Annotated in this window: 25 protein-coding genes; 9 read left to right on the forward strand and 16 right to left on the reverse strand. The window is 68.2% G+C overall.

Annotated elements, in window-relative coordinates:
* Positions 1-54: 54 nt before the first annotated feature.
* Positions 55-456, reverse strand: coding sequence for a cobalamin B12-binding domain-containing protein (locus tag ACN675_RS06670; protein ID WP_420750109.1), 402 nt, complete (start codon positions 454-456; stop codon positions 55-57).
* A complete protein-coding gene (locus ACN675_RS06675; protein ID WP_420750110.1) occupies positions 456-2,033 on the reverse strand; it encodes a methylmalonyl-CoA mutase family protein in 1,578 nt (525 codons plus the stop codon). Before ACN675_RS06675 ends, ACN675_RS06670 begins: the two co-directional genes overlap by 1 nt.
* Before the next feature lie 85 nt (positions 2,034-2,118).
* On the opposite strand from ACN675_RS06675, the gene ACN675_RS06680 reads away from it, so the two are divergent.
* Positions 2,119-2,949, forward strand: a complete 831-nt coding sequence (locus ACN675_RS06680) for an SDR family oxidoreductase (protein WP_420750111.1) — start codon at positions 2,119-2,121, stop codon at positions 2,947-2,949.
* 11 nt (positions 2,950-2,960) lie between these two features.
* Positions 2,961-3,128 carry a (2Fe-2S)-binding protein gene (locus ACN675_RS06685; protein ID WP_420750112.1) on the forward strand — a complete coding sequence of 56 codons (168 nt, stop codon included), beginning with the start codon at positions 2,961-2,963 and terminating at the stop codon, positions 3,126-3,128.
* A gap of 76 nt (positions 3,129-3,204) precedes the next feature.
* On the opposite strand, the gene ACN675_RS06690 is transcribed toward ACN675_RS06685, so the two are convergent.
* The 8 genes from ACN675_RS06690 to ACN675_RS06725 all read right to left on the reverse strand — a co-directional run bounded on the left by ACN675_RS06690 (position 3,205) and on the right by ACN675_RS06725 (position 11,869).
* Complete coding sequence (locus ACN675_RS06690; RefSeq protein WP_420750113.1) at positions 3,205-4,131, reverse strand: L,D-transpeptidase; 927 nt, start codon at positions 4,129-4,131, stop codon at positions 3,205-3,207.
* Between the two features lie 155 nt (positions 4,132-4,286).
* Positions 4,287-5,966: an FAD-dependent oxidoreductase gene (locus ACN675_RS06695; RefSeq protein ID WP_420750114.1), complete on the reverse strand. Its 1,680-nt coding sequence runs from the start codon at positions 5,964-5,966 to the stop codon at positions 4,287-4,289.
* A 151-nt stretch (positions 5,967-6,117) separates the two neighbouring features.
* Positions 6,118-6,342, reverse strand: coding sequence for a dodecin (locus ACN675_RS06700; protein ID WP_197257443.1), 225 nt, complete (start codon positions 6,340-6,342; stop codon positions 6,118-6,120).
* A 190-nt stretch (positions 6,343-6,532) separates the two neighbouring features.
* Positions 6,533-7,738, reverse strand: a complete 1,206-nt coding sequence (locus tag ACN675_RS06705) for a serine hydrolase domain-containing protein (protein ID WP_420750131.1) — start codon at positions 7,736-7,738, stop codon at positions 6,533-6,535.
* Between the two features lie 99 nt (positions 7,739-7,837).
* The gene (locus ACN675_RS06710) at positions 7,838-8,359 is read right to left on the reverse strand and encodes a DUF6764 family protein (protein WP_420750115.1); all 522 of its coding nucleotides are present in this window, start codon (positions 8,357-8,359) and stop codon (positions 7,838-7,840) included.
* Positions 8,360-8,486: 127 nt separating this feature from the next.
* Complete coding sequence (locus tag ACN675_RS06715; protein ID WP_420750116.1) at positions 8,487-9,548, reverse strand: DNA polymerase domain-containing protein; 1,062 nt, start codon at positions 9,546-9,548, stop codon at positions 8,487-8,489.
* A gap of 2 nt (positions 9,549-9,550) precedes the next feature.
* Positions 9,551-10,615 (reverse strand): ATP-dependent DNA ligase, encoded by a 1,065-nt coding sequence (locus tag ACN675_RS06720; protein WP_420750117.1) that lies wholly within the window; start codon positions 10,613-10,615, stop codon positions 9,551-9,553.
* Between the two features lie 93 nt (positions 10,616-10,708).
* Positions 10,709-11,869, reverse strand: coding sequence for a magnesium and cobalt transport protein CorA (locus tag ACN675_RS06725; protein WP_420750118.1), 1,161 nt, complete (start codon positions 11,867-11,869; stop codon positions 10,709-10,711).
* Positions 11,870-12,173: 304 nt separating this feature from the next.
* Here ACN675_RS06725 and ACN675_RS06730 point away from each other — a divergent pair, with 304 nt between their 5' ends.
* Positions 12,174-12,854: a 3'-5' exonuclease gene (locus ACN675_RS06730; RefSeq protein ID WP_248673448.1), complete on the forward strand. Its 681-nt coding sequence runs from the start codon at positions 12,174-12,176 to the stop codon at positions 12,852-12,854.
* A 13-nt stretch (positions 12,855-12,867) separates the two neighbouring features.
* Here ACN675_RS06730 and ACN675_RS06735 read toward each other — a convergent pair whose 3' ends face one another.
* A complete protein-coding gene (locus ACN675_RS06735) occupies positions 12,868-13,755 on the reverse strand; it encodes a LuxR C-terminal-related transcriptional regulator (RefSeq protein WP_420750119.1) in 888 nt (295 codons plus the stop codon).
* A gap of 150 nt (positions 13,756-13,905) precedes the next feature.
* On the opposite strand from ACN675_RS06735, the gene ACN675_RS06740 reads away from it, so the two are divergent.
* The 4 genes from ACN675_RS06740 to ACN675_RS06755 all read left to right on the forward strand — a co-directional run bounded on the left by ACN675_RS06740 (position 13,906) and on the right by ACN675_RS06755 (position 18,513).
* Positions 13,906-15,522 (forward strand): acyl--CoA ligase family protein, encoded by a 1,617-nt coding sequence (locus ACN675_RS06740; RefSeq protein WP_420750120.1) that lies wholly within the window; start codon positions 13,906-13,908, stop codon positions 15,520-15,522.
* A 19-nt stretch (positions 15,523-15,541) separates the two neighbouring features.
* Positions 15,542-16,261, forward strand: a complete 720-nt coding sequence (locus tag ACN675_RS06745; protein ID WP_420750121.1) for a TetR family transcriptional regulator — start codon at positions 15,542-15,544, stop codon at positions 16,259-16,261.
* A 187-nt stretch (positions 16,262-16,448) separates the two neighbouring features.
* The gene (locus ACN675_RS06750; RefSeq protein ID WP_248673451.1) at positions 16,449-17,606 is read left to right on the forward strand and encodes an acyl-CoA dehydrogenase; all 1,158 of its coding nucleotides are present in this window, start codon (positions 16,449-16,451) and stop codon (positions 17,604-17,606) included.
* Between the two features lie 58 nt (positions 17,607-17,664).
* Complete coding sequence (locus ACN675_RS06755; RefSeq protein WP_420750132.1) at positions 17,665-18,513, forward strand: 3-hydroxybutyryl-CoA dehydrogenase; 849 nt, start codon at positions 17,665-17,667, stop codon at positions 18,511-18,513.
* Between the two features lie 139 nt (positions 18,514-18,652).
* Here the strand turns inward: ACN675_RS06755 and ACN675_RS06760 are convergent, their stop codons facing one another.
* From ACN675_RS06760 to ACN675_RS06770, 3 genes are read right to left on the reverse strand one after another with little or no spacing between them, the layout of a single operon-like run.
* Positions 18,653-19,297, reverse strand: a complete 645-nt coding sequence (locus ACN675_RS06760) for a GTP pyrophosphokinase (RefSeq protein WP_420750133.1) — start codon at positions 19,295-19,297, stop codon at positions 18,653-18,655.
* A gap of 59 nt (positions 19,298-19,356) precedes the next feature.
* Positions 19,357-20,673 (reverse strand): MFS transporter, encoded by a 1,317-nt coding sequence (locus ACN675_RS06765; protein WP_420750122.1) that lies wholly within the window; start codon positions 20,671-20,673, stop codon positions 19,357-19,359.
* 43 nt (positions 20,674-20,716) lie between these two features.
* Complete coding sequence (locus tag ACN675_RS06770; protein WP_420750123.1) at positions 20,717-21,724, reverse strand: aldo/keto reductase; 1,008 nt, start codon at positions 21,722-21,724, stop codon at positions 20,717-20,719.
* A 140-nt stretch (positions 21,725-21,864) separates the two neighbouring features.
* Between ACN675_RS06770 and ACN675_RS06775 the strand changes: the two genes are divergently transcribed.
* Together ACN675_RS06775 and ilvD are read left to right on the forward strand one after the other, a co-directional pair.
* On the forward strand, positions 21,865-22,434 hold the full coding sequence (locus tag ACN675_RS06775) for a TIGR03086 family metal-binding protein (protein WP_420750124.1): 570 nt from the start codon (positions 21,865-21,867) through the stop codon (positions 22,432-22,434).
* Positions 22,431-24,131 (forward strand): dihydroxy-acid dehydratase, encoded by a 1,701-nt coding sequence (gene ilvD / locus ACN675_RS06780; RefSeq protein WP_420750125.1) that lies wholly within the window; start codon positions 22,431-22,433, stop codon positions 24,129-24,131. Before ACN675_RS06775 ends, ilvD begins: the two co-directional genes overlap by 4 nt.
* Before the next feature lie 54 nt (positions 24,132-24,185).
* Here the strand turns inward: ilvD and ACN675_RS06785 are convergent, their stop codons facing one another.
* Both ACN675_RS06785 and ACN675_RS06790 read right to left on the reverse strand, forming a co-directional pair.
* On the reverse strand, positions 24,186-24,851 hold the full coding sequence (locus tag ACN675_RS06785) for a serine protease (protein ID WP_420750126.1): 666 nt from the start codon (positions 24,849-24,851) through the stop codon (positions 24,186-24,188).
* Between the two features lie 41 nt (positions 24,852-24,892).
* Entirely contained in the window at positions 24,893-25,249 is a 357-nt protein-coding gene (locus ACN675_RS06790) for a DUF6319 family protein (RefSeq protein WP_420750127.1), read from the reverse strand.
* Positions 25,250-25,317 lie beyond the last annotated feature (68 nt).

Consider the following 25,317-nt stretch of genomic DNA (forward strand, 5'->3'; position numbering starts at 1 on the left):
CCGCTGCAACTTCGGTAAGGCGTCGCGGCGGTGTTGTTGTTGACGTTGCTGCGCTCAGGCCGGGGTGTCGGTACCGGTCAGCTTGCGGACCTCGGTCACCAGGACGTCCAGCGGTGTGCTGGTGGGGAACACGGCCGCAGCCCCCGCGGAGAGCAGCTTCGGTACGTCGCCCTGCGGGATGGTGCCACCGACGATCACCGCGATGTCGCCGGCGTCGGCGGCCTTGAGTGCCTCGATCGCGCGGGTGGTCAGCGCGATGTGGGCACCCGAGAGGATGCTCAGGCCGACGACCGCGACGTCCTCCTGCAACGCGATGGACACGATGTCCTCGATCTTCTGGCGGATGCCGGTGTAGATGACCTCGAATCCGGCATCGCGCAGGGCGCGCGCGACGATCTTGGCGCCACGGTCGTGGCCGTCGAGTCCAGGCTTGGCGACGAGGATGCGGGCGGTCATCAGAACACCACCGGCTGCTGGAATTCGCCCCACACGGCCTTGAGCGCGGAGACCATTTCGCCGACGGTGCAGTACGCGTTGGCGCAGTCGATCAGTTTGTGCATGAGGTTGTCGGTTCCTTCCGCTGCGCGGGACAGGGCGGCGAGAGTGGTCTTGACCAGCTCGGGATCGCGTTCGGCCTTGACCTTGGCGAGCCGCTTCAGTTGCAGCTCACGCCCTTCGGCGTCGAGTTCGTACGTGCCGATCTCCGGTGGCGCTTCGTTCGAGGTGAACTTGTTGACGCCGACGACCGTGCGCTCGCCCGCCTCGATCTGCAGGTGGAGCTTGTAGGCCTCGTCCGCGATGAGGCCCTGCAGGTAGCCGTCCTCGATCGCGCGCACCATGCCGCCGTGCTCCTCGAGATCGCTCATGATCTCGACGATCTTGGCTTCGGTCGCGTCGGTGAGCGCCTCGACGAAGTACGAGCCGCCGAGCGGATCGGCGACCCGCGCGACCCCGGTCTCGTACGCGAGGATCTGCTGCGTGCGCAGCGCGAGCGTCGCCGACTCCTCGCTGGGCAGCGCGAACGGCTCGTCCCACGCGGCTGTGAACATCGACTGGACGCCACCGAGCACCGAGGCCATCGCCTCGTAGGCGACACGCACCAGGTTGTTCTGGGCCTGCGGGGCGTACAGCGACGCACCGCCGGCGACGCAGCCGAACCGGAACATCGACGCCTTCTCGGTCTTCGCCCCGTAGCGTTCGCGCACGATCGTCGCCCAACGGCGGCGTCCCGCACGATATTTCGCGATCTCCTCGAAGAAGTCGCCGTGGGTGTAGAAGAAGAACGATATCTGCGGGGCGAACTGGTCGATCGTCATGCGTCCGCGTTCGACGACGGTGTCGCAGTAGGTGGCGCCGTCGGCGAGGGTGAACGCCATCTCCTGCACGGCGTTCGCACCGGCGTCGCGGAAGTGCGCGCCCGCCACCGAGATCGCGTTGAACCGTGGGACCTCCGCGGCACAGAACTCGATGGTGTCGGCGATCAGCCGCAGCGACGGCTCGGGCGGCCAGATCCAGGTGCCGCGCGAGGCGTATTCCTTCAGGATGTCGTTCTGGATCGTGCCGGTGAGCTTTTCGCGGGGCACGCCGGACTTCTCCGCGGCGGCGACGTAGAACGCGAGCAGGATCGCGGCCGTGCCGTTGATGGTGAAACTGGTGCTGATCTTGTCGAGCGGGATGCCGTCGAACAGGATCTCGGCGTCGGCGAGGGTGTCGACGGCGACGCCGACACGTCCGACCTCCTCACCGTATTCCGGGTCGTCGGAGTCGTAGCCGCACTGGGTGGGCAGGTCGAGCGCGACGGACAACCCGGTGCCACCCTGGTCGAGGAGGTACCGGTAGCGCCGGTTGGATTCCTCGGCGGTCCCGAATCCGGAGTACTGGCGGAACGTCCACAGCCGACCGCGATAGCCGGTCGCGAAGTTGCCGCGGGTGAAGGGGAATTCGCCCGGTGCAGGCGGTTCGCCGACTCTGTCGGCCGGTCCGTACACCGCATCCAGGGGGATTCCCGACGAGGTCTCAGCGAAATCGGTCACGCCGGATACGATACTTGCAGAAAATGAGAATGCCAATATCATCAGCGAGAACGCTGCGTGTGAGCCACCGATTGCAGGGAGAACGATGTCGAGCCAGCCGAATCCACTGTCCGACCGCACCATGGTGATCTCCGGCGCCAGCCGCGGGATCGGCCTGGCCATCGCGGTCGCCGCGGCCAGACAGGGCGCCAACGTCGTTCTGCTCGCCAAGACCGCCGAGCCCCACCCGAAACTCCAGGGCACCGTCCACACCGCCGTCGCGGACATCGAGGCGGCCGGCGGCAAGGCCGTCGCCGTGGTCGGCGACGTCCGCAACGAGGACGACGTCCAGCGGCTGATCGACACCGCGGTCGAGCGGTTCGGCGGCATCGACATCTGCGTGAACAACGCGAGCGCGATCGCGACGGGCGCGACCGAGGACCTGCCGGTCAAGCGGTACGACCTCATGCAGGAGATCAACTGCCGCGGCACGTTCCTCATGACGAAGGCCGCGGTTCCGCACCTCCGCAAGTCCGCGAACCCGCACATCCTGACCGTCGCACCGCCGGTCAACATGAACCCGTACTGGCTCGGGGTCCACCCGGCCTACACCCTGTCGAAGTACGGAATGTCGCTGCTGACCTTGGGTTTCGCCGCCGAGTACGCTGCGGACGGGATCGCCGCGAACTGCCTGTGGCCGCAGACCTTCATCGCGACCTCCGCGGTCGCGAACATGAAGGACGGGGACACGCTCCTGTCGTCCTCGCGCAGCCCAGAGATCATGGCCGATGCCGCGGTCGAGATCCTCGGCCGCCCCGCGGGGGAGACCACCGGCCGGTGCTTCGTCGACGCCGACGTGCTCACCGAGGCCGGGGTCACCGACCTGTCGCGCTACGGCGGCGGCGACACCCCCCAGATCGACCTGTTCCTGGACTGACGGAGCGTGCCGTGTACATCTGCCTGTGCCACGGCGTCACCGGCGACACCGTGAGCGAAATCGTCGACCGGGGTGCGCGCAGTTCGAAGGAGATCGCTGCGGCGTGCGGGGCCGGCTCCGATTGCGGTCGGTGCCGGCGGACCGTGCGGGCGATCATCGCGCAGCACAGCGCGTCATAGCACCGCAACGACAACGCGCCCCCACCTCATCGGAGGCGGGGGCGCGTTCTCGTTGCGTATCAGGAACTTTCGTGGATCAGAGGTTCCAGTCCCCGAGCCCGTCCCAGCCGTTCAGCACACCGCCGTCGGTGTTCTGCACGATGACCGGATCGCCCTTCTGGGCGTTCTCGAAGAACCACTTGCCGTCCTCGGTGCTCACGTTGAGGCAGCCGTGGCTGACGTTGGTGTTGCCCTGCGCCCACTCCGACCACGGCGCGGCGTGAACGAAGATGCCGCTGTTGGAGATTCGCGTCGCGTACTCGACGTAGGTGCGGTAGCCCTCCGGGGAGTCCACGGGCACACCGTAGGTGGACGAGTCCATGTACATGTCCCGGAAACGCTCGCCGACGATGTACGTGCCGTTGGGGGTTTCGTGCCCGGGCTTGCCGAACGACGTCGGCATCGTCCGCACGACCTCGCCGTTGCGGGTCACCGTGACGGTCTTGGTGTTGTCGTCCGCCACGGTGATCTGCGCGTCACCGATCGTGAACGACGAGTGGGTGTCGCCGGCGGTGACGGTGACCTGCGTGTGGGCGGGCCAGAACTCGAACGGACGCCACCGCACCTGGCGATCGGAGGCCCAGTAGAAGTGGCCGCCGACGGCGGGGGTCGTCATGATCGAAATGGCGCGTTCCGCGGCCGCGCGATCGCTGATCGGCTCGTTGAAGCGGATGATGATCGGCTGGGCGACACCGACCGTCTCACCGTTGGTCGGGTTCACCGACGGCGCCGAGAACGGCGCCACCACGGGAGCCGGCGGCACCGTGGGCACCTGCCCGCCCAGTCCGGGGAAGACCTCTTGAATGCTCGGCAGCTCCGGGCCCCCGGGCCACAGCGGCGCCGCGCCGGCGGGACCGACGAGCGTGAGTGCGGCGGCGGTGGTGCCGATCAGTGCGGTGGCAACTCGCCCGGACCATCGTCCGGCCCGGTTCCCACCGGTCACCCGAACCTGCTTCAAGGACATGCTCCAACCCATCGTGTAGACCGTGCGCTGCCTCTCTGCCTGCCCCGATCGCAGCGCTTCGTGCCCACCCATTAGACACAGCGCCATGCCGGACCGCCAATCGAGCGGCCCGGCTCACACTCGCATTTCGGCGCGTCTGTGCAGGTCGGAGGGTGTCAGGATTCCAGCCGCGAGGCCTCGAGCATCTCGGCGACGGACACGAACTTCTGCCGCGCCTTCCCAGCCGCTGCACCACGGGAACGTTCCTGCTTGTCGATCCTCTGCCAGCCGCTGTAGTCGACGAACCCGGGCCGGCGCTCGGCGACGAGCGTCGCGAGCTTCTCCCGGTCCTCGGCCGGGGTGGCGAGGCGGCCGGTGACGAAGTCGTCGATGAGCCGCTCGACGGTCTGCGCCGAGCACTGCTTGTTGGTTCCGATCACGCCGCTCGGGCCGCGCTTGATCCAGCCGGCGGTGTAGACGCCCGTGAGCGGCTCCCCGGTCTGCGGATCGACGACGCGACCCTCCTTGTTGGGGATCACGCCGCGACGCTCGTCGAAGGGCAGATCCGCCAGCGGCGTGCCGCGGTAACCGATCGATCGGAGCACCAGCCCGGTTTCGAGCGTCTCGCGTTCACCGGTGGGCCGTGCTTCGAGGCGTCCGTCGACCTCGACGAGTTCGTTGCGTTCGAGGGTGATCGACTCGACCTTGCCGTCGCCGTTGATCTCCACCGGCGAGGCGAGGTAGCGCAGCACTATGCGCTTGTTGCCCTCGGTGGGTGTGCGACGTGCGAATCCCTCGGCCTGCTCGACCTTCAGGGCGATGCGCGGTTCGCACTCGGGATCGTCGACAAGCGCACGGCTGACGGGGTCGAGCTCGACCTCGGCGGGATCGACGATCACGTCGATGCCGCGAAGTTGCCCGAGGGCGAGGAGCTCCGGATTCGTGTAGGCGGCCTGGGCGGGACCGCGACGGCCCACGATGACGACCTCGCGAATGTTCGAATTGCGCAGGGCCTCCACGGCGTGGTCGGCCATGTCGGTGCGGGCGAAGATCTCCGGATCCATCACCAGCGCGCGGGCGACGTCGAGCGCGACGTTGCCGTTGCCGATGATCACCGCGCGCTCGCCGGACAGGTCGAACTGCCGGTCCGCGTAGTCGGGATGCCCGTTGTACCAGGAAACGAACTCCGTTGCGGCGTGCGAACCGGGCAGCTCCTCACCCGGGACATCCAGATGCCGGTCCCCGGCGGCGCCGACCGCGTAGATCACGGCGTGGTGGTGGGCGAGCAGTTCGTCGTGGCTGATGTGGGTGCCGACCTCGACGTCGAAGTAGCACTGGGTGTTCTTGTGGCCGATGGCGCTGCGGAACAGGTCGCCGACCGCCTTGGTGCTCTTGTGATCCGGCGCGACACCGGCACGGACGAGACCGTACGGCGTGGGGAGACGATCGAAGATGTCGACCTCGACGCGCGGGCGGGACGTCAGTTCCATCGCGGCGTAGCAGGCGGCAGGTCCGGACCCGACGATCGCGACCCGCAGGGTGCCGAGCTCGGCAGGAATCTTCCTGCGCTCACGCAGTTCCGGCCAGTCCGGTCCGATCGGGTACCGCTCGTAGTAGTCCGCGGCGATCTTCAGGTAGGGCTCGTGTTCGGCGGCCAGCTCGTTGTCCGCGGAGATGGCGTCGACCGGGCATTCGTCCACGCAGGCACCGCAGTCGATGCACGTTTCCGGATCGATGTAGAGCAGTTCGGTGGTGGCGAACTGCGGCTCGTCGGGTGTCGGGTGAATGCAGTTGACCGGACAGACCTCGACGCACGACGCATCGTTACAACACGCCTGGGTGATTACATAAGCCACGGGTTTACCTGCCTGAGAGTGCCGGTGTGATACGACGTTTCACATCCAGACTATAACGTGTTGCAGTTATGGTCGAGAATTGCCGATCACCGGCGATGCGCAGGGTTCCCGAGGGGGTTCCGGTGCGGGACCGGAAGGCGCAGCCCGCGGTCTAATCCGCGAACTCGTCGCCCGATTCGATCCGGAAACCGATCTTGAGGGTGACCTGCGTATGCGCGACCGCACCGTCGTCTATGTGACCGCGCACGTTCACCACTTCGAACCATTCCAGGTGCCGCGTCGTCTCGGCGGCTCTTGCCACTGCTCTCGCGATGGCATCGTCGACGCCTTCGGTCGACGACCCGACCACCTCGATGACTCGGTAGACATGGCTCATTGTGGTGCCTCCCTTTCATACCAGACACAGCACCTGTATCCAATAGTGCGAGTGCACCCCGGTCACCGTCTGCGAAACGCGCGAAACCGCAAATGTCGCAAGGCGACAGCGCGCAATTTCGCAACGCGTTAGTGTCCGAATTGTCCGTGTGCGAGGGGCGGGACGGAAGCCCGACCGAAGGGTCCGTACGTCAGGCCTTCCGAGCCAATTCGCGCGCCACCGGACCGAGCCGCGCCAGTCGAAGATCACCGAGCGGCATCGCACCGGCACCGAGCCGATTGGTGGTGAACGCCAACGACAATCCGTTGTCGAGGTCCGCGAACGCACCCGACCCGCCGACGCCGTAGTGACCCAGTGCCCCACGCGGCCGCTCCCGGCTCGCGAACAACGGCTGGTGGTAACCCAGCCGCCAGGCCATCGGCACCCCGAGCACGTAGTCGCGCCCGCGCACCCGGACCTCGTTCATCGCCTCGATCGTCTCCGGCTTCAGGAAGCACACACCGTCGATCGTGCCGCCGGCGGCGATCGCGCCGTACATCCGTGCCAGGGACCGTGCCGTGAACACCCCGTTCCACCCGGGCATCACCGAGTCGTGCACGGCAGGGTTACGGACGAGATCGTCGAACCCGTCGGGCATCGCGGCCTCCGCCAGACCGCGCGTCGGCGCGACCTTGGACAGCACCGACGCGCTGATCTCCCAGTGGAGCCCGGCCGGGTTGATGCGGGGAAACAGCTTGGCGATCCGCTGCCGCTCCGAGGTCGGAACGCGATACCAGAAGTCGGGAGTTCCGAGGGGCTCGGCGATCTCCTGCCGGACCACGTCCTCGAAGGGCAGTCCCGTTGCCCGCCGGACGATCTCCGCGACCAGCCACCCGTAGGTGACCGCGTGATAGCCGGTGCCCTGGAGACGGCGACGGGACGGGCGGGCGGCGGCGAGCGCGGCGACCGTCGTGTCGTAGTCGAGGATTCCGTCGCGGCCGGGAACCAGTCCACGGACCCGGTGCAGACCGGCGCGGTGCGTCATCACGTCCGCGACGGTGATCGATTCCTTGCCGGCCGCGGCGAACTCCGGCCAGTACTGCGCGACCGGAGCCCAGTAGTCGATGATTCCGCGTTCCGCGAGCCGGTGCACGACCGTCGAGGCCACGCCCTTGCCCGTCGAGAAGGACAGCGACATGGTGTCGCGGTTCCAGCGCCGGTCCGGACCCGACCACCCGGCCCAGATGTCCAGGACCTTCTCGCCGTGGAGGTAGGCGGACAGAGCACCGCCACCGTCCTGGGGCTGCCGGTACATCGCGAAGAAGCGGTCGGCGAGCGGCAGGAACCGCGGGTCCACGTGCATCTCGGTCGGTGGCCGCTGGTCGGCCTCGTACTCGAGCTGGACATCCGTCAGCATCGTCATGGAACTCTCCCCATCCCGGCAATTCCGACAGACTATGTGTCGGATTGCATCCACGAAAGGGTTGATTCCGCTGAACGGAAGGGATATAAGCGCTCAGGGTGCCGCGTATCGGAACGACCCGACGACGACACAGCTCCGGCCCGTCGTGAGATTCACCGCCGCCGCCGCCGAGCCCTCACACAGGATCGGGTCGGCTCCGTCACCGACATACGCCTGCGACTGCGGTCCGGCCAGTACGACCGCGGTCGCCGGATCGTCGAGAACGCCCAGGGCGAGGGCCTCGTCGCCGAAACCGAGCGCCGCGAGCTGTCCCCCGCGGCTCTCTCCCGCGCCGACCCCACCGGACAGACCGGCGCCAACCACGAGCGCACCGCCGCTGGCGTCCGCGAAGCCGACACCGCCGTCGGTGTAGCCCCACGCACCGCTGGTCGCATCCGTGTTGGCGCCGCACCCGGTGGTGCCCTCGATCTCGACGATCGATGCCGGGGTTCCCGGGGGCGCCGCGCACGTCAGAGCCTGCGCGGATGCGGCGGAAAGAAGGGGGACGGTGATGGCGGCGGCAACGACCGCGACCGCACCGCCGAGTGCGCGTAGTCGAATCCGGGGGCACGTCACCGCGGTAGTCCTCCTCGGAGCCGGTCGGCGAGCTGTTCTCCCGAACAGTTTACGGAGGTTCCGACAGGTGCCGCTCACAGCAGAGGTAACGACCGGAACGCGATTTCGGGAACAGCAGGGGTCGCTGTCATCCCCGCGCGCGGTCCTTCCGGTCGGTGTCGCGCGACGGCTGCACCCGCTTGGGTTCGCCGGGCATCTTCGGATGCGTGGGCGGATACGGCAGATCGCCGAGACCGGCGGCCGCGTCACGCTCGGCCATCTCGAGCAACACGTCGAGCGTGTGCGCGGTGTCGTCGAGCCCGGCCATCGGGTCGCCGCGGCGGGCCACCAGATCCGGCACCGTCGCGATCGTGAAGTCGTCGGGTTCCGCGTCGGCCAGCTCGTCCCAGGTCAACGGCGTCGACACCGTCGCGATCGGCGTGCGGCGCACCGAATACGCGGAGGCGATGGTCTTGTCGCGGGCGTTCTGGTTGTAGTCGAGGAAGATCCGCTCACCGCGTTCCTCCTTCCACCACGCGGTCGTCGCACGACCGCCGCTGCGGCGTTCGATCTCGCGCATCAGTGCGATCCCGGCCCGGCGCACCCCGACGAAGTCCCAGTCGGGAACGATCCGCAGATACACGTGCAGACCACGGCCCCCGGACGTCTTCGGGAACCCGGTGAACCCCAGTTCGTCGAGCAGGGGCCGCACAACCTCGAGCGCGATCGCCCGCGCGTCACCGAAATCGGTGCCGGGTTGCGGGTCCAGGTCGATGCGCAACTCGTCGGGGCGGTCGGCGTCGGAGCACCGCACGGCCCACGGATGGAACGTGACGGTGCCCAGGTTCGCCGCCCACACGATGTCCGCCGCGGACCGGACGTGCAACACGTCGGCCTTCCGTCCCGAGGGGAAGGTGACCTCGCACGTGCCCACGTGGTCGGGATGCCGCGCGGGGACCCGCTTCTGGTAGATCTCCTCGCCCTCGATGCCGTCGGGGAACCGCTGCAGATGGGTGGGACGGTCCCGCAGTGCGGTCAGGAGCGGCGCGTCGCCGGTCGCGACGGTCCGGTAGTACTCGACGAGGTGCCGTTTCGTGCCGCCGTCGGCTCCGAGCTGCGGGAAGTACACCTTGTCGGGATTCGACAGCCGCACGGCGGTGCCGTCGATGTCGAGTTCCTCCGCCGGGGACCGTTTGCTCGCGCCCGCCACGGTCAGCTTTCCGATCGGTCGAGAACGTCTGCCAGGTCGTACCGCACGGGAACCTCCAGTTGGTCGTAGGTGCAGCTCTTCGGATCACGGTCGGGACGCCAGCGCAGGAATCTCGCGGCATGCCGGAAGCGGAGGCCGCCCTCGACCGACCCTTCCATCTGGTCGTAGGCGACCTCGAGGACCCGTTCCGGACGCAACGGCACCCAGCTGCGGTCGACCGCGGATCGCCACCGGGTCGGTTCGCCCTCGGCGACGACGTCGGTTCCCACGCGCAGCGGTTCGAGTTCGGCGAGCAGCTCCTGCCTGCGCTGCGCGGTGAACGCCGATGCTCCGCCGACCATCACCAGCTCGCCGTCGTGGTACAGGCCCAGCAGCAACGATCCGACGCCCTCGATGCTCTTGTGCTTCCGGTATCCGGCGAGCACGCAGTCCGCGGTCCGCGAATGCTTGACCTTCACCATCTCCCGCTTGTCCGGCACGTAGAGCCCGTCGAGGCGTTTGGCGACCACCCCGTCGAGGCCGGCGCCCTCGAACTCCTCGAACCAGCGTTGCGCGGTCGCCGCGTCGCTGGTCGCGACGGTGACGTGGCAGCTCGGGCCGTCACCGGCGATCTCCTGCAGCCGGGTTCGCCGGTCCCGGAAGGGGATGTCCATGAGGTTCTCGTCGCCGATCGCGACGAGATCGAAGCCGACGAACTGCGCGGGTGTCTGCTCGGCGAGCAACGCGATGCGACTCGCGGCCGGGTGGATCCGCTCGGACAGCGACTGCCAGTCCAGCCGGGTACGCCCGTCACGTTCGAACGGCACGACGATCTCGCCGTCGACGACGCACCTGCGCGGCAGTTCCGCGCGCACGGCGCCGACCAGTTCCGGGAAGTACCGGGCGAGGTCCTTGCCTCCACGGGACGCGAAGATCACCTCGTCGCCGTCGCGGAACACGAGGGCCCGGAACCCGTCCCACTTCGGTTCGTAGGACCATTCGGCCGGGCCGTCGGCCGGCTGCGAGGGCACCTCCGAGACCGCTTTCGCGAGCATCGGAGCGAGCGGCGGAGCCACGGGAAGATCCACCGCACCATGGTGGCATCCACCGGCCGAACCCGCCCTCCGATGAACCGAATTCGTGCGAATCCGGCTCCAGCCGGCAACCGGTTCGCCGTGGTACTACAGCCAGCCGCGCCGACGGAAGATCGCGAACAGGCTGCAGCAGGTGATCAGCATCATCAGCAGCGCGAAGGGATATCCGCCTACCCAGTGCAGCTCCGGCATGTGGTCGAAGTTCATGCCGTACACGGTGCCGATCAGGGTGGGCGCGAACAGGATCGCCGCCCACGCCGACACCTTCTTGATCTCCTCGTTCTGCGCGTAGCTCGCCCGCGTCAGATTCCGCATCTCCTCGTTCTGCACCTGCGAGACGAGGGTCGCGTTGACGGTCAGGATGTTGCCGAGCAGCTGCCGGAACCCGTCGACCTGCTCGACGACGACGGTCGCGTGGTCCGTCACGTCCCGCAGGTACTTCTGCAGTTCCTCGTCGATGCGGTACTTGCCGAATCCGGCGGACAATCCGCTCAGCACGGCGAGCAGCGGCTTGGCCGCGCGCTGGAACTCGACGACCTCGCGGGACAGCTCGTAGATGCGCCGCGACACCTTCGGGTCGCCGCTGAACACTTCCGTCTCGATCTCGTCGATATCGTTCTGCAGACCCGCGACCACCGGCGCATAGCCGTCGACGACCGCGTCGAGGATCGCGTACAGCACCGCTTCCGGACCGCGCCGCAACAGCTCCGGGTCGTGTTCCATCCGGTTCCGGACGGCCGACAGGTCGGGTGATTCGCTGTGCCGGACGGTGAGGACGAAGGTCGGGCCGACGAACACGTGCAGTTCCCCGAAGTCGACGCGTTCGGATTCGTCGACATATCGCGCGGCGCGCAACACCACGAACAACGTGTCGCCGTACCGTTCGAGCTTCGGGCGCTGATGCGCGACGATCGCGTCCTCGACCGCGAGTTCGTGGAATCCGAACTGCGCGGCCGCCTCGTGCAGCTGGGCGTCGGTGGGCCGGTACATCCCGATCCAGGCCATCGAACCGTCGCCCGGAAGGTGGTTCAGCGCGTCGTCGAGGGTCGCGGGGGACGCCGTGCGCCGGCCGTCCCGGTACACCGCGCTGTCGACGATGCTGCTCTCGGCGCGTGAGTCGGGCGACGTCGCCGGCACCGGGACGCGAGAGTGCGGCGAGACACCGAAGTTCTCGCTCTCGCCGAAGCTACCGGAGGTGGGCACGGCGCGGCGCGGCAGAAGGGCACGGACAGGACGGTTCCGGAACATGACGGCACGGCTTTCGCAGGACGGGATCGGCGGCGGGACCGTTCCCGCCCGGGTGTACGCGGACAGCAGCGCCGCGCACGATCACCGCGTGCCGGGGCTGCTGTCAGTCGGTACTGGGAGGCTGACTGCTCATCGGAGCACCACACCTCCTCTTCCTCGTCCGGCATGCGAGCCGGGTCGACAACCTCGTGCAGCGTACGCCGCACCTCACCGCGAAGCCATTCGCCGAGGTTGTCGGTGCCACCGGACACAATGCCTCCAGCAGTACCGCACACGGCACGACACCACCACGGAGGTCCCACGGATGATGCGCTGGCCCGACCGCCCGATCTGTGCGTTCGACCTCGAGACGACCGATCGGGATCCGCGGACCGCGCGCATCGTGTCGGCCTGTGTCGCAACGTTCGACGGCGATCGCATCGAGTCGAGAACGTGGCTGCTCGACCCCGGCATCCCGATACCGGACGAGACGGTCGCGATCCACGGGATCACCACCGAGCGTGCCCGCGCCGAGGGGCAGGACTACGCGAGCGGATACGCACAGATCCGGGAGGCGCTGTGCGAGGCCTGGGTGCGCGACCACATCGTCGTCGCGTTCAACGCGAGCTACGACCTGACCGTGATCGACGCGGAAGGTCGCCGGCTGGGGCTCGCCCCACTCGTGACGGGCACCGTCGTCGACCCCTACGTGATCGATCGGGAGATGGATCGGTCGCGGGAGGGAAAGCGCACGCTGCAGGCGGTGTGCGAGGCGTACGGGGTCGCGCTCTCCGCGGCGCACGAGGCCGAGGCGGACGCACTCGCCGCCGGATTCCTCACCCGCGCGCTCGTCGAACGTTTCCCCCAACTCGCCGAGCTGGACATCATGGCCGATCAGGCGGCCTGGCACGCCGAGCGGCAGCGCAACTTCGCCGAGTATCTGCGGGAGCTGGGCCGTGAGGCCACCGACGTCGACGGGGCCTGGCCGATCCGCGGCACGGCCTGACCCTGCGATTCGGTCACGGCAGCAATCCCTGCCGGCGCGCTTCGACGACGGCCTCGTGCCGGCTGTGCACCTCGAGCTTGCCCATCAGGTTCCGCATGTAGCTCTTGACCGTTTCGAGGCTCAGCGACAGACGCTCGGCGATCTCCGCGTTGCGGCATCCCAAGGCGACGTAGCCGAGCACGTCGCGTTCGCGTTCGGACAAGTGCACCCGCGCGGCGGCCGGCGCCCGGCCCGCGGTCAGGCTTCGGAGCTTGTCCCCGACCGCACGCAACTGCGCTTCCAGCGTCGGGTCGGATGTGTGCGCCGCGATCTCCCTCAGCGCCAGGTAGCTCTCGGTGATGCCCTCCGAGACCGACGCCGAGACCCCCGCCGATCCGGCGACCGCGTCACGTGCGTTCTCGAGGAGTTCGACTCGGCGATCCACCTCGTCCCGGATCTCGATCTCACGGGCCAGCGCCCGCGCACCGGCCATCACCTTCTCCGCGACCGTGTCGCCGATCGGCATGTTGGCCCGGAGACCGCCGTAGAGAGTCGCGCGGGTATGCCCGCGCACGACGACGGGTGCGGCGAGCAGCGATTCGATGCCTTCCCTGGCCACCTGCGGGTCGTAGTCGTGGGTGATGCGGTCGGAAGCGAAATAGTCGGCGATCGAGACCGGCCGCTTTTCGGCGATGGCACGGCCCCCGACACCGCATTCGGAGCTGATGACCAGATTGCGCAGGATGTTGCTGCGGGTCCCGACGAAACCGGACAGGGTCATGTCCCGGCCGTGGACGGCGCCGCCGAACAGGATGGGCAGTCCGGTGGAGATCTGGAGCAGTCGCAGTTGGGCGCGCAGTGCGTCCTCGTCGCTGGGCCGGAGCCGGCCGATCGGCTGGGGATCGGTCCATGCGTTGTTCATCGACGAATCCTTCCGCCAGCAAACCGATCGACTACCCACTTCAGAGGGTAGCGGGCCGTCGATCGTGGCCCATAACCTCCAAACCGACCGGTGTTGCTGCCATCACAGTTGCCCGCCTTTCCCGCTGAGCCCACGTCCCCGGAGGTCATCGTGTCCACGCCGACGGCGCATACCGCCAACCACTCACCGCTCAGTCCGCTGCGGTTCCTGGAGCGGTCCGCGTCCGTGTTCCCGGATCGGGTCGCCATCGTGCACGGCGACCGTCGCTACTCGTACGCCGAGTTCGCCGCGGAGACGCAGCGGTTCGCACAGGCCCTGCGCGCCCGCATCCAGCCCGGCGACCGCGTCGCGTTCCTGGCGCCGAACGTGCCGGAACTGCTGATCGCGCACTTCGCGGTACCGCTCGCCGGGGGTGTGCTCATCGCTCTCAATTCCCGGCTGGCCGGACCGGAACTCGAATACATCCTGAACCACTCGGAGAGTTCCCTGCTCTTCGTCGATTCCGAGCTGGTCGGCTCGGTCTCCGGGGTCGCGGCGAACGTGCCGTCCGTCTCCGACATCATCGAGGTGCCGGACTCGACGGTGCCCTATCCGGACGTGCCCGCCGGGATCGTCACCGCTCGCTACGACGAGTTCCTCGCCTCCGCCGACACCGACGGCACGCCGCTGCCGTGGACCGTCGACGACGAACAGCAGGTCATCGCGATCAACTACACGTCGGGCACCACCGGCAAGCCCAAGGGCGTGATGTACACCCACCGCGGGGCGTACCTCAACTCGATGGGCGAGACCTTCCACAACGGGTTCGACGGCAAGACGAAGTACCTGTGGACGCTGCCGATGTTCCATTGCAACGGCTGGTGCACGCCGTGGGCGGTCACCGGAGCCGGCGGCACCCACATCTGCCTGCGCGCGGTGCGGGCCGATGCCGTGTGGGACGCCATCGACAACCTCGGCGTCACCAACCTGTGCGGTGCACCGGCGGTGTGCTCGACGATCGCGAATGCCGAGCAGGCACATGTCCTGGACCGGCCGTTGCGGATCACCACGGCCGGTGCGCCGCCGTCGCCGACGGTGATCGCGCAGCTCGACGCCATCGGGATCACCGTCGTGCACGTGTACGGGCTGACCGAGGTGTACGGGCCGTACACGATCTGCGAGTACCAGGAGTCGTGGGACGACAAGCCCGCCGAGGAGCGGGCGGCGCTGCTGTCGCGGCAGGGCGTCGGCATGCTGCAGGCGGAGAACGCCCGCGTGGTCGATTCGGAGATGAACGACGTGCCGGCGGACGGGCAGACGATGGGTGAGATCGTGCTGCGCGGCAACAACGTGATGCTCGGCTACTACAAGGACCCGGAGGCGACGGCCGAGGCATTCGCCGGCGGCTGGTTCCACACCGGCGACCTCGGCGTCATGTATCCCGACGGCTACATCCAGCTCAAGGACCGGGCGAAGGACATCATCATCTCGGGCGGCGAGAACATCTCGACGGTCGAGGTGGAGCAGGCGATCTTCAACCACCCGGCGGTGCTGGACGTCGCCGTCGTCGGGGTGCCCGACGAGAAGTGGGGCGAGCGGCCGCGGGCGTTCGTGATCCGCAAGCCGGGCGAATCCGTCACCGCCGAGGAGATCATCGCGCACGTGCGCACGCAGCTCGCGGGGTACAAGGTGCCGCGTGACATCGTGTTCCCGCACGATCTCCCGCGCACGCCGACCGGCAAGATCCTCAAGTTCGAATTGCGGGCTTCGCAGGACGCTCAGGCATGACCTTGGATAATCGACAACCATGACCTCCGGATCCGGTACCGCGCGACGTTCCGAGTCGGCGGGGCCCGACCCTGCCCAGTTCCGCGTACACGTGGTCACGCAGGCCATCCGGTTGTTCTCCGAGCACGGCTACGAGTCGACGACGGTCGAGCAGATCGCGTCGGCCGCCGGGGTGTCCCGGCGTACCTTCTTTCGGCAGTTCCGGTCGAAGGAGGACGTGATCTTCGCCGACCACGAGTCGCTGCTCGAGCAGGTCGCCGCCTACCTGTCGCGCGAGTTCGACGACCCGTGGGCGGCGACCTGTGACGCCGCGCAGCTGGTGTTCCGACATTTCCGGGATCGCCGGGAGCTCGCGGTGTGGCGGTACCGGGTGGTGCAGCGGGTGCCTGCGCTGCGCGACCGCGAGCTCGTCACCACCTATCGGTACGAGCGGTTGTTCACCGACTACCTGCGGTCCGCCGTGCCGGGTGAGAAGCCGATCCGCATCGTCAGTTACGCCGCGGCGATCACGTCGGCGCACAACTACCTGCTGCGGGCGATGATCCGCGGGGACGAGACCGCGACGGCAGAAGCGCTGGCACGTGAGCTGTTCGAGCTCCGGCTGACGTTCGGGGTCGTGCCCGGTGCCGAGTCGCCGTCGGTGGACTCGGCACCGCGTGCCGTGACGGTGCTGACGTACCCGGTCGGCACGTCCCCTGACGAGATCGCCGAGCACGTCCGTCGCCAGCTCGGCGGCTGACCCCGCTGCTCCGTGCGCGGTGTCGGTAGCCCTCGCTACCGAAAAGCACGCACGACACCATTGACCTGGCACTCCGTGCCGTGTTTAGAATTGGGTGATTACGTGACGTCGCGAGCCCACTGATCAACAAAGGGCCGCGGATCCACCCTCACGAATGGCACCGCGTGCCGATAGGAGTTCCACCCCCATGGCTCTCAACGCCGATTTCGATCTGTTCAAGCTCAGCGACGAGCACGACGCCCTGCGTGAGGCCATCCGCGCGCTGTCCGAGAAGGAAATCGCCCCCTACGCCAAGGACGTCGACGAGAACTCCCGCTTCCCGCAGGAGGCCCTCGACGCCCTCAACAAGTCCGGCTTCAACGCGATCCACGTGCCCGAGCAGTTCGAGGGCCAGGGCGCCGATTCGATCGCCGCGTGCATCGTCATCGAAGAGGTCGCCCGCGTGTGTGGCTCCTCGTCGCTGATCCCCGCCGTCAACAAGCTCGGCACCATGGGCCTGATCCTGCGCGGCTCCGACGAGCTCAAGGCGAAGGTCCTGCCGGACATCGTCAACGGTGCGATGGCGTCCTACGCGCTGTCCGAGCGTGAGGCCGGCTCCGACGCCGCCTCCATGCGCACCCGTGCGAAGGCCGACGGCGACGACTGGATCCTCAACGGCTCCAAGTGCTGGATCACCAACGGCGGCAAGTCCACCTGGTACACGGTCATGGCCGTCACCGACCCCGAGAAGGGCGCCAACGGCATCTCGTCGTTCATGGTCCACAAGGACGACGAAGGCTTCGTCGTCGGACCGAAGGAGAAGAAGCTCGGCATCAAGGGCTCCCCCACCGCCGAGCTGTACTTCGAGAACTGCCGCATCCCCGGCGACCGCATCGTCGGCGAGCCCGGCACCGGCTTCAAGACCGCGCTCGCGACCCTCGACCACACCCGCCCGACCATCGGCGCGCAGGCCGTCGGCCTCGCCCAGGGTGCGCTCGACGCGGCGCTCGCCTACGTCAAGGAGCGCAAGCAGTTCGGCCGGCCGATCGCCGACAACCAGGGCGTGCAGTTCATGCTCGCCGACATGGCCATGAAGGTCGAGGCCGCCCGGCTGATGGTCTACACCTCCGCAGCTCGCGCCGAGCGCGGCGAGGGCAACCTCGGCTTCATCTCCGCCGCCGCGAAGTGCTTCGCCTCGGACGTCGCCATGGAGGTCACCACCGACGCCGTGCAGCTGTTCGGCGGCGCCGGCTACACCACCGACTTCCCCGTCGAGCGCATGATGCGCGACGCCAAGATCACCCAGATCTACGAGGGCACCAACCAGATCCAGCGCGTCGTCATGTCCCGCGCGCTGCTCCGCTGAACCTGCCGCAGTACTTTCGTCTGGACAAACTTTCGTCTCCGAGGAGTATTTCGTGGCAATTGAACTGGTAGGCGTGGTCGGCGGCGGCACGATGGGCGCCGGCATCGCAGAGGTGTGCGCCAAGGCCGGCAGTGACGTGATCGTGCTCGAAACGAGCGAAGAGTTCGCCGCCAAGGCCCTCGACCGCGTCACCACTTCGATCAACAAGGGTGTCGCCCGCGGCAAGATCAGCCAGGAGGACGCCGACGCCGCCGTCGCGCGGGTCCGCGTCACCACCGACATGGCCGATCTCGCCGACCGCGACCTGGTCATCGAGGCCGCACCCGAGATCGAATCCCTGAAGGCCGACATCTTCGCCAAGCTCGACGCGGTCGTGAAGCCGGGCGCCATCCTGGCGACCAACACGTCGTCGCTCGCGGTCATCAAGATGGCCCAGGCGACGAAGCGTCCCGGCCAGGTCGTCGGCGTCCACTTCTTCAACCCGGTGCCGGTGATGCCGCTGGTCGAGGTCATCTCGGCTCTCACCACCGACGAAGAGGCCGCGAACGTCGTCTACGACTACGTCAAGGACACCCTCGGCAAGACGGCGGTCCGTGCGGGCGACCGCGCCGGCTTCATCGTCAACGCCCTTCTCATCCCGTACCTGTGCCAGGCGGTGCGGATGCTCGAGTCGGGCTACGCGACGAAGGAAGACATCGACGCCGCGATGAAGGGTGGCTGCGGCTACCCGATGGGCCCGCTCACGCTGCTCGACACCGTCGGCCTCGATGTCGCGCTCAACGCGGCACAGGCGCTGTACGACGAGTTCGCCGAGCCGCACCTCGCGCCGCCGGCGATGCTGCGTCGCATGGTCGACGCCGGTCGTCTCGGCCGCAAGACCGGCGAGGGCTTCTACAGCTACAAGTAGGTCCTGAGCTCAGACGCCCCCGCGGTTCCGTCCGGAACCGCGGGGGCGTTTCTGTATTCGTCACCCGGAGCCGCCGAGGGGAAAGACAGCAGCGCGATGTCGGCAGCGCGCGGATGTCTTCCGGCCGTGCGGATTTCGATCAGAATGTTCCGTGGACGCGTTCGTGCAGCGACTCCATGCGCAGGTCGAGGTCGCGCGCGGTGTCGGCCGCGAGACGCAGTTCATCGCGCAGCTCGTCGGGAACGGCACGGTCGTGCTTGTAGTAGATCTTGTGCTCGAGACTCGCCCAGAAATCCATTGCGACCGTGCGGATCTGCAGTTCGACGTACACGGATTCGACGCGGTCGGACATGAACACCGGGATCTCGACGATCACGTGCACACTGCGGTAGCCGTTGGGTTTGGGATGCTCGATGTAGTCCTCGATCTCGACCACACCCACGTCGCCCTGCCGGGTGATCATCTCCATGATCCGATAGACATCGGAGGTGAAACTGCACGTGATGCGGATACCCGCAATGTCGCGGATGTGCTCGCGAATGGCTTCGAGATTTCGCGGCACGCCCTTGCGCCGAGCCTTCTGCAGGATCGAGTCGGGGGACTTGAGCCGCGATTTGACGTGCTCGATCGGGTTGTAGTCGTGGATGTACGAGAACTCGTCGCGCAGGATGTTGATCTTCGTCATCATCTCGTCGATGCCGAACTTGTACACCATGAGGAACCGCTGGATATCGCGCTGCAGCTCGACCGGGAGACGCTCATGTTCGGAAATCGGGTCGATCACGGGATCCTGCAGAGCGACCAGATCGCCGTGATCCGTGTCGCCCACCGCCGCTGTCACTGTCAATCCTCCTCGAACGTGCTCTCGTCCGAGTCTGCCAGCTTTCTGCGACGGCTGCCGGAACGGTCGAACAACACCTGCCGAAGCGTGCGGGGTGACACCCCCGCGACGCGGCGGGCCTTGCCGCGCGAGATCAGGATGCCGGTGATCGCGATTGCCCAGATCGGGTACTGCGCCAGCCAGGCCACGCGGAACGAATCGAAGGTGTATCCGCCGAGCCGCTCGAGCACGATGCCCATGACCTGCACGACGATGAGCGTCGCGAGGAAGCCGCCGATGTTCACGATGCCGTTGGCGGTGCCCAGCGCCGTGCTCGGGTTGAAGGCGCGGGCGTAGTCGAAGCCGATCATCGAGCCGGGGCCGCCGACGGAGATGACGATGATCAGCAGCACCAGCAGCCACACCGGGGCGGGGCTCGGCAGCGCCAGCACCACCGACCACATGGTGACGCTGGCGAGCACGCTGCCGAGCACCAGCCAGGACCGGTGGTTCGGGAACCGCCCCGACAGCACGCCGAGGATCGGTCCGGCGAGGATGGCGGTCGCCACCGACACGGTGAGCAGCGACCCGGCCGCCGCGGCGGACAGGCCCTGTGCGGATTGCAGGTACGGGATGCCCCACATCAGCGCGAACGTCGTGACCGAGAACTGGGTGCCCATGTGCGTGAAGAACCCGAGCCGGGTGCCCGGGCGCTTCCACACGACGGCGATCTGCCCACCGACCGCGCGCAGGCCGGCCGGTTCCGAACGGACCTCGACGCCGGGCGGTGCGTCACGCACGATCGCGACGACCAGCACACACGCGAGCACGCCGAGCGCCGCGGCGCTTCCGTACGCGGCCGTCCAGCCGGCGCCGGACAGGATCAGGACGAACGGCACCGCGGAGAGCACCTGCCCCAGCTGCCCGAGGATGCCGGTCAGCTGGGACACCAGCGGTACCCGCCGCGGCTCGAACCACACCGGGACCAGCCGCAACACCGAGATGAACGTCAGCGCGTCACCGGCGCCGACGAACACCCGGGCCGCGTAGGCGACGGGAAGCGATTCGGTGGTCGCGAGGACGAGTTGCGCGACCGCCATGACCGCGGCGCCGGTCGCGATCATCGTGCGGGAGCCGAACCGGTCGAGCAGCACCCCGGCCGGGATCTGCATGCCGGCGTAGACGACGATCTGCAGGACGACGAACCCGGACAGGACGGCCGGGGAAACCTCGAATCGTTCGGTCGCCGCCAGACCGGAGACACCGAAGGCCGTGCGGTGCAGGACTGCGACGACGTAGGCGAAGACTCCGATGCCCCAGACCAGCCACACGCGCTTCATGATGTCTAGACCTTAACGCGTCCAGACAGGTTACTTTCCGGTACTACTCGCGGCCGAGGGATACCCAGGTCGGGTCTGCGGCCCGCTCCCCGACCACAAGATCCGCCAGCGCGTCCAGGCGAGTAACCTGCTCCCGGTCGAGAGTCAGGTCCAGCGCCCCGACGTTCTCGGTGACCCGCTCGGCGAAGCGCGTGCCCGGGATCGACACCGACGGCAGCCCGAACGTGCGGGCCTTGTCGTCGAGCCACGCGAGCGCCACCTGCGCGATGGTCGCGTCGAGCTCGTCCGCGACCGCCCGGACCTCACCGCGCACCTTCAGGTTCCCGGGCAGTGCGTCCTCCGCGAAACGCGGGAACCGGCGACGCAGGTCCTTCTCCTCGACCTGCGTCGCGTCGAACGCATCGGTCAGCAGACCGCGGCTCACCGGCGAGTACGGCACGAACCCGATGCCGAGTTCCGCGGCGGTCGGCACCACGTACTTCTCGACGTCACGCGAGACGATGCTCCACTCGGACTGGATTGCCGCGATCGGATGGACGGCGTGCGCGCGGCGCAGTTCGTCGCCGGTCGCCTCCGACAGTCCGATGTTCCGGATCTTGCCGGCGCGGACCAGTTCGGCCAGCGCGCCGACCGTCTCCTCGATCGGGACCTCGGGGTCGACGCGGTGCAGGTAGTACAGGTCGACGCTGTCGACACCCAGCCGCTGCAGCGACTCGTCGATCGCCTGCCGGGCGTACTCGGGACGACCGTTGATGCGGCGGTTGCCGGCGGGAGTACTGCCGCCCAGCGCGCCGACCAGCCCGAACTTGGTGGCCAGCTGCACCTCGTCGCGGCGGTCCTTCAGCAGCTTGCCGACCACGGTCTCGCTGAGTCCGTCGCCGTAGACGTTGGCGGTGTCGATGAACGTCACGCCCAGGTCCACGGCGTGGTGCAGGGTCGCCAGCGCCTCGTCGGGATCGGTCCCGCCGTAGACGGGGGCGACCGACATGGCGCCGTAGCCCTGCGCGCTGACGGTCAGGCCGGGGGCCAGTTCGACGGTGGGGACGGGCATGAACTCTCCTCGTGATTCCTCGGTTCCCGGGCAAACCGAGCCCGGGCACGTATCCGTCTTTCGATCCTTCCCGAAATCCCCGACGCCGGCAGGACTTGAAATCGCGATGATCCCAACACGGTCGGACCTACGCTGAATCCATGGCAGTCGACTGGCTCGAATTGCAGCGCACGGCGGCCCGCGGATTCACCGAGCGGCTCGCACAGGTGACCGACTGGAAGGCCCCCACACCGGACACCGAGTGGGACATCGCCCAACTGGTCGAGCACATGGTCGACGAACAGCGGTGGATCCCGCCGTTGTTGTCGGGCATGACCATCGCGGAAGCCGAAGCCTCTCTCGCGCCCATCGGTGACGACCTGCGCGCCGCATGGTCCCGCTACGCCGAATCCGCGACCACCGCATGGGCCGCCACCGCCCCGGACGCTCCCGTGCACCTGTCGTACGGTGTCGTGCCCTGCCACGACTATCTGAAACAGCAGGTCGCGGACATCGCGATCCACACCTGGGATCTCGCCCGCGGCGTCGGGGGCGACGATCGCCTCGACCCGGACCTGGTGGCGGCGGTGTGGGCGGACCTGCACCCCCAGAAGGACATGCTCGCGGCGAGCGGCCTGTTCGCCGACCCGGTGCCGGTCCCGGACGACGCACCGCTGCAGGACCGATTGCTCGCCCTGACCGGCCGCGACCCACGAGGAGACACGTCATGACCGAAGGCGCCCCCGACATCAAACCCCGCAGCCGCGACGTCACCGACGGTCTCGAGAAGGCCGCCTCCCGCGGCATGCTCCGCGCGGTCGGCATGGGCGACGACGACTGGGACAAGCCGCAGATCGGAGTCGCGTCGTCGTGGAACGAGATCACCCCGTGCAACCTGTCGCTGGAACGGCTGGCCCGGGCCGTCAAGGACGGGGTGCACGCGGCCGGAGGCTATCCGCTGGAATTCGGGACAATCTCCGTCTCCGACGGCATCTCCATGGGACACGAGGGTATGCACTTCTCGCTGGTCTCCCGCGAGGTGATCGCCGACAGCGTCGAGACGGTGATGCAGGCCGAGCGGCTCGACGGATCGGTGCTGCTCGCCGGATGCGACAAGTCGCTGCCCGGGATGCTCATGGCCGCGGCACGGCTGAACCTGGCCGGCGTGTTCCTCTACGCCGGGTCGATCCTGCCCGGCACGGCGAAGCTGTCCGACGGCACCGAACGCGACGTCACGATCATCGACGCGTTCGAGGCGGTCGGCGCGTGCGCGCGCGGGCTGATGTCCCGCGACGACCTCGACGCCATCGAACGGGCGATCTGCCCCGGCGAAGGCGCGTGCGGCGGGATGTACACCGCGAACACGATGGCCAGCGCCGCCGAAGCACTCGGCATGTCACTGCCCGGCAGCGCGTCGCCACCCGCCACGGACCGGCGACGCGACGGCTTCGCGCGTCGCAGCGGACAGGCCGTCGTGGACCTGCTGCGCCGCGGGATCACCACCGCCGACATCCTCACCAAGGAGGCGTTCGAGAACGCCATCGCGGTCGTGATGGCATTCGGGGGTTCGACGAACGCGGTCCTGCATCTGCTGGCGATCGCGCACGAAGCCGACGTGCAACTGACACTCGACGACTTCGTCCGCGTGGGAGCGCGGGTCCCCCACCTCGCCGACGTCAAACCGTTCGGGGCCCATGTCATGAAGGACGTCGACCACATCGGCGGTGTGCCGGTGGTCATGAAGGCCCTGCTCGACGCCGGTCTGCTGCACGGCGATTGCCTGACCGTCACCGGACGCACCGTCGCCGAGAATCTCGCCGACATCGCGCCCCCCGACCCGGACGGCAAGGTGCTGCGTGCACTCGGCAACCCGATTCATCCGACCGGCGGCATCACGATCCTGCGGGGCACGCTCGCCCCGGAGGGCGCGGTGGTCAAGTCCGCGGGATTCGACGAATCGGTGTTCGAGGGCACCGCGCGCGTCTTCGAACGTGAACGGGCCGCGATGGACGCCCTCGAGGACGGCACCATCACCGCTGGTGACGTGGTGGTCATCCGCTACGAAGGCCCGAAAGGCGGGCCCGGGATGCGGGAAATGCTCGCCATCACCGGGGCCATCAAGGGCGCGGGCCTGGGCAAGGACGTCCTACTGCTCACCGACGGCCGGTTCTCCGGTGGCACCACCGGCTTGTGTGTCGGGCACGTCGCGCCGGAAGCCGTCGACGGGGGCCCGATCGCGTTCGTCCGCGACGGCGACCGGATCCGGCTCGACGTCGCGAACGGCACCCTCGATCTTCTCGTCGACGACGCGGAACTCGAGCAGCGCCGGACCGGCTGGGAGCCGCTGCCGCCCAGGTACACCCGCGGGGTCCTCGCGAAGTACACGAAGCTGGTCGGGTCGGCGTCGATCGGCGCCGTGTGCGTCTGACGCCTCGTGCGTGGTTTCGGTAGCAGCTACCGAAACCACGCACGGGCACGGGAATCAAATGGGACGGAAGCCGCTACCGGCACCGCCGCGCGCGTTCACGTCCGCCAGGATCGCGCTCATGTTGGTGCCGACCTCCGGGCCGATGCACGGCGCAGCCAGGTAGGCATTGACCATCGCGACGAGGGTCGTGCCGACGACCAACGGCGCCCCGGAGTCGCCCTCGACGACGCAGACCTGGGTCCATGTTTCCTGCGACTCGAACACGTCACCCCACACGAGACCGCAGGTGTTGCCGGTGGTGCGGCCCTCCTTGCAGGCCAGGTTCGGGAACTGCGGCGGCGCACCCACGCCGGTGATCGTCACGTTCCCGACCCGATTCACCGGGTCGACCCTGCCCGGATCGAACTGGATCACTGCGTAATCGAGCGCCTCGTTGCCGGCCACGACGCGGCCGAGGACACCTGCGCCCATGTTGCGCTCGGACTTGACCGTCGCGCCCGGGCCGCCGCAGTGGGCCGCGGTGAATCCGACCAGGCGACCGGCAGCGTCGTAACCGATCGTGGTCAGGGTGCAGTCGAAGATGTCGGTGGTCCCGTCACCGAGAGTGATGCCGGACCCGCCGCCGAGCGGTACTCCCCCGGGCACCGCCGTCGCAACCCCGGCACCTCCGGCGACCAGCGCAATCGTTGCCGCGAACGCCATCGTCAACTTCTTGAACATAAGGCCCCTCCCGCCCGGCCACGACAGGCCGCGTCAGCGAGTCAGCCTATCTGGATGCCGGTCGCTCCGAGGCTCTCCAGAGCTTTTTTGGCTTCCTCCAATTGAGCGCTGAGCAGAGCGACCCGCTCCTCGGCGGCCTGACGCGCCTCGTCGATCACCGACTGCACGGCCTCGAGCGCGGCCTCGTCACCCAGTTCCCGCACGGCCCGTTCGACCGCGTCGGGACCGACCGGCGTGGGCTTTCCGACCCGTCGCGTCCCGTGCGCCACCGCCACCGTCCATTCGCTGTCCGGCTCGATCGTGATCGTGATGCTGACGCCGGGCTGCTTCTTCGGCCTGCGGGCCGCGGTCTTCGGCTTCGGGGCGGGCTCGGCGGGCTGCGAGGGGGGTGTGGGCACGGCGGTCTCCTTCGTCGCGGGCTTAGGCGCCGCGTTCGAGGCGGGCTTAGGTGTCGAATTCGATGCGG

The organism is Rhodococcus sp. O3, from assembly GCF_048897285.1.
Classification (GTDB): domain Bacteria; phylum Actinomycetota; class Actinomycetes; order Mycobacteriales; family Mycobacteriaceae; genus Rhodococcus.

Bases quoted from the DNA above. Each gene is read 5' to 3' on its own strand.
- ACN675_RS06730 (WP_248673448.1), top strand. From the start codon at position 12,174: ATGATGCGCTGGCCCGACCGCCCGATCTGTGCGTTCGACCTCGAGACG.
- ACN675_RS06705 (WP_420750131.1), bottom strand. From the start codon at position 7,738: ATGCTGACGGATGTCCAGCTCGAGTACGAGGCCGACCAGCGGCCACCG.
- ACN675_RS06690 (WP_420750113.1), bottom strand. From the start codon at position 4,131: ATGTCCTTGAAGCAGGTTCGGGTGACCGGTGGGAACCGGGCCGGACGA.
- ACN675_RS06680 (WP_420750111.1), top strand. From the start codon at position 2,119: ATGTCGAGCCAGCCGAATCCACTGTCCGACCGCACCATGGTGATCTCC.
- ACN675_RS06765 (WP_420750122.1), bottom strand. From the start codon at position 20,673: ATGAAGCGCGTGTGGCTGGTCTGGGGCATCGGAGTCTTCGCCTACGTC.
- ACN675_RS06700 (WP_197257443.1), bottom strand. From the start codon at position 6,342: ATGAGCCATGTCTACCGAGTCATCGAGGTGGTCGGGTCGTCGACCGAA.
- ilvD (WP_420750125.1), top strand. From the start codon at position 22,431: ATGACCGAAGGCGCCCCCGACATCAAACCCCGCAGCCGCGACGTCACC.
- ACN675_RS06670 (WP_420750109.1), bottom strand. From the start codon at position 456: ATGACCGCCCGCATCCTCGTCGCCAAGCCTGGACTCGACGGCCACGAC.
- ACN675_RS06745 (WP_420750121.1), top strand. From the start codon at position 15,542: ATGACCTCCGGATCCGGTACCGCGCGACGTTCCGAGTCGGCGGGGCCC.
- ACN675_RS06725 (WP_420750118.1), bottom strand. From the start codon at position 11,869: ATGTTCCGGAACCGTCCTGTCCGTGCCCTTCTGCCGCGCCGCGCCGTG.
- ACN675_RS06775 (WP_420750124.1), top strand. From the start codon at position 21,865: ATGGCAGTCGACTGGCTCGAATTGCAGCGCACGGCGGCCCGCGGATTC.
- ACN675_RS06770 (WP_420750123.1), bottom strand. From the start codon at position 21,724: ATGCCCGTCCCCACCGTCGAACTGGCCCCCGGCCTGACCGTCAGCGCG.
- ACN675_RS06785 (WP_420750126.1), bottom strand. From the start codon at position 24,851: ATGTTCAAGAAGTTGACGATGGCGTTCGCGGCAACGATTGCGCTGGTC.
- ACN675_RS06750 (WP_248673451.1), top strand. From the start codon at position 16,449: ATGGCTCTCAACGCCGATTTCGATCTGTTCAAGCTCAGCGACGAGCAC.
- ACN675_RS06735 (WP_420750119.1), bottom strand. From the start codon at position 13,755: ATGAACAACGCATGGACCGATCCCCAGCCGATCGGCCGGCTCCGGCCC.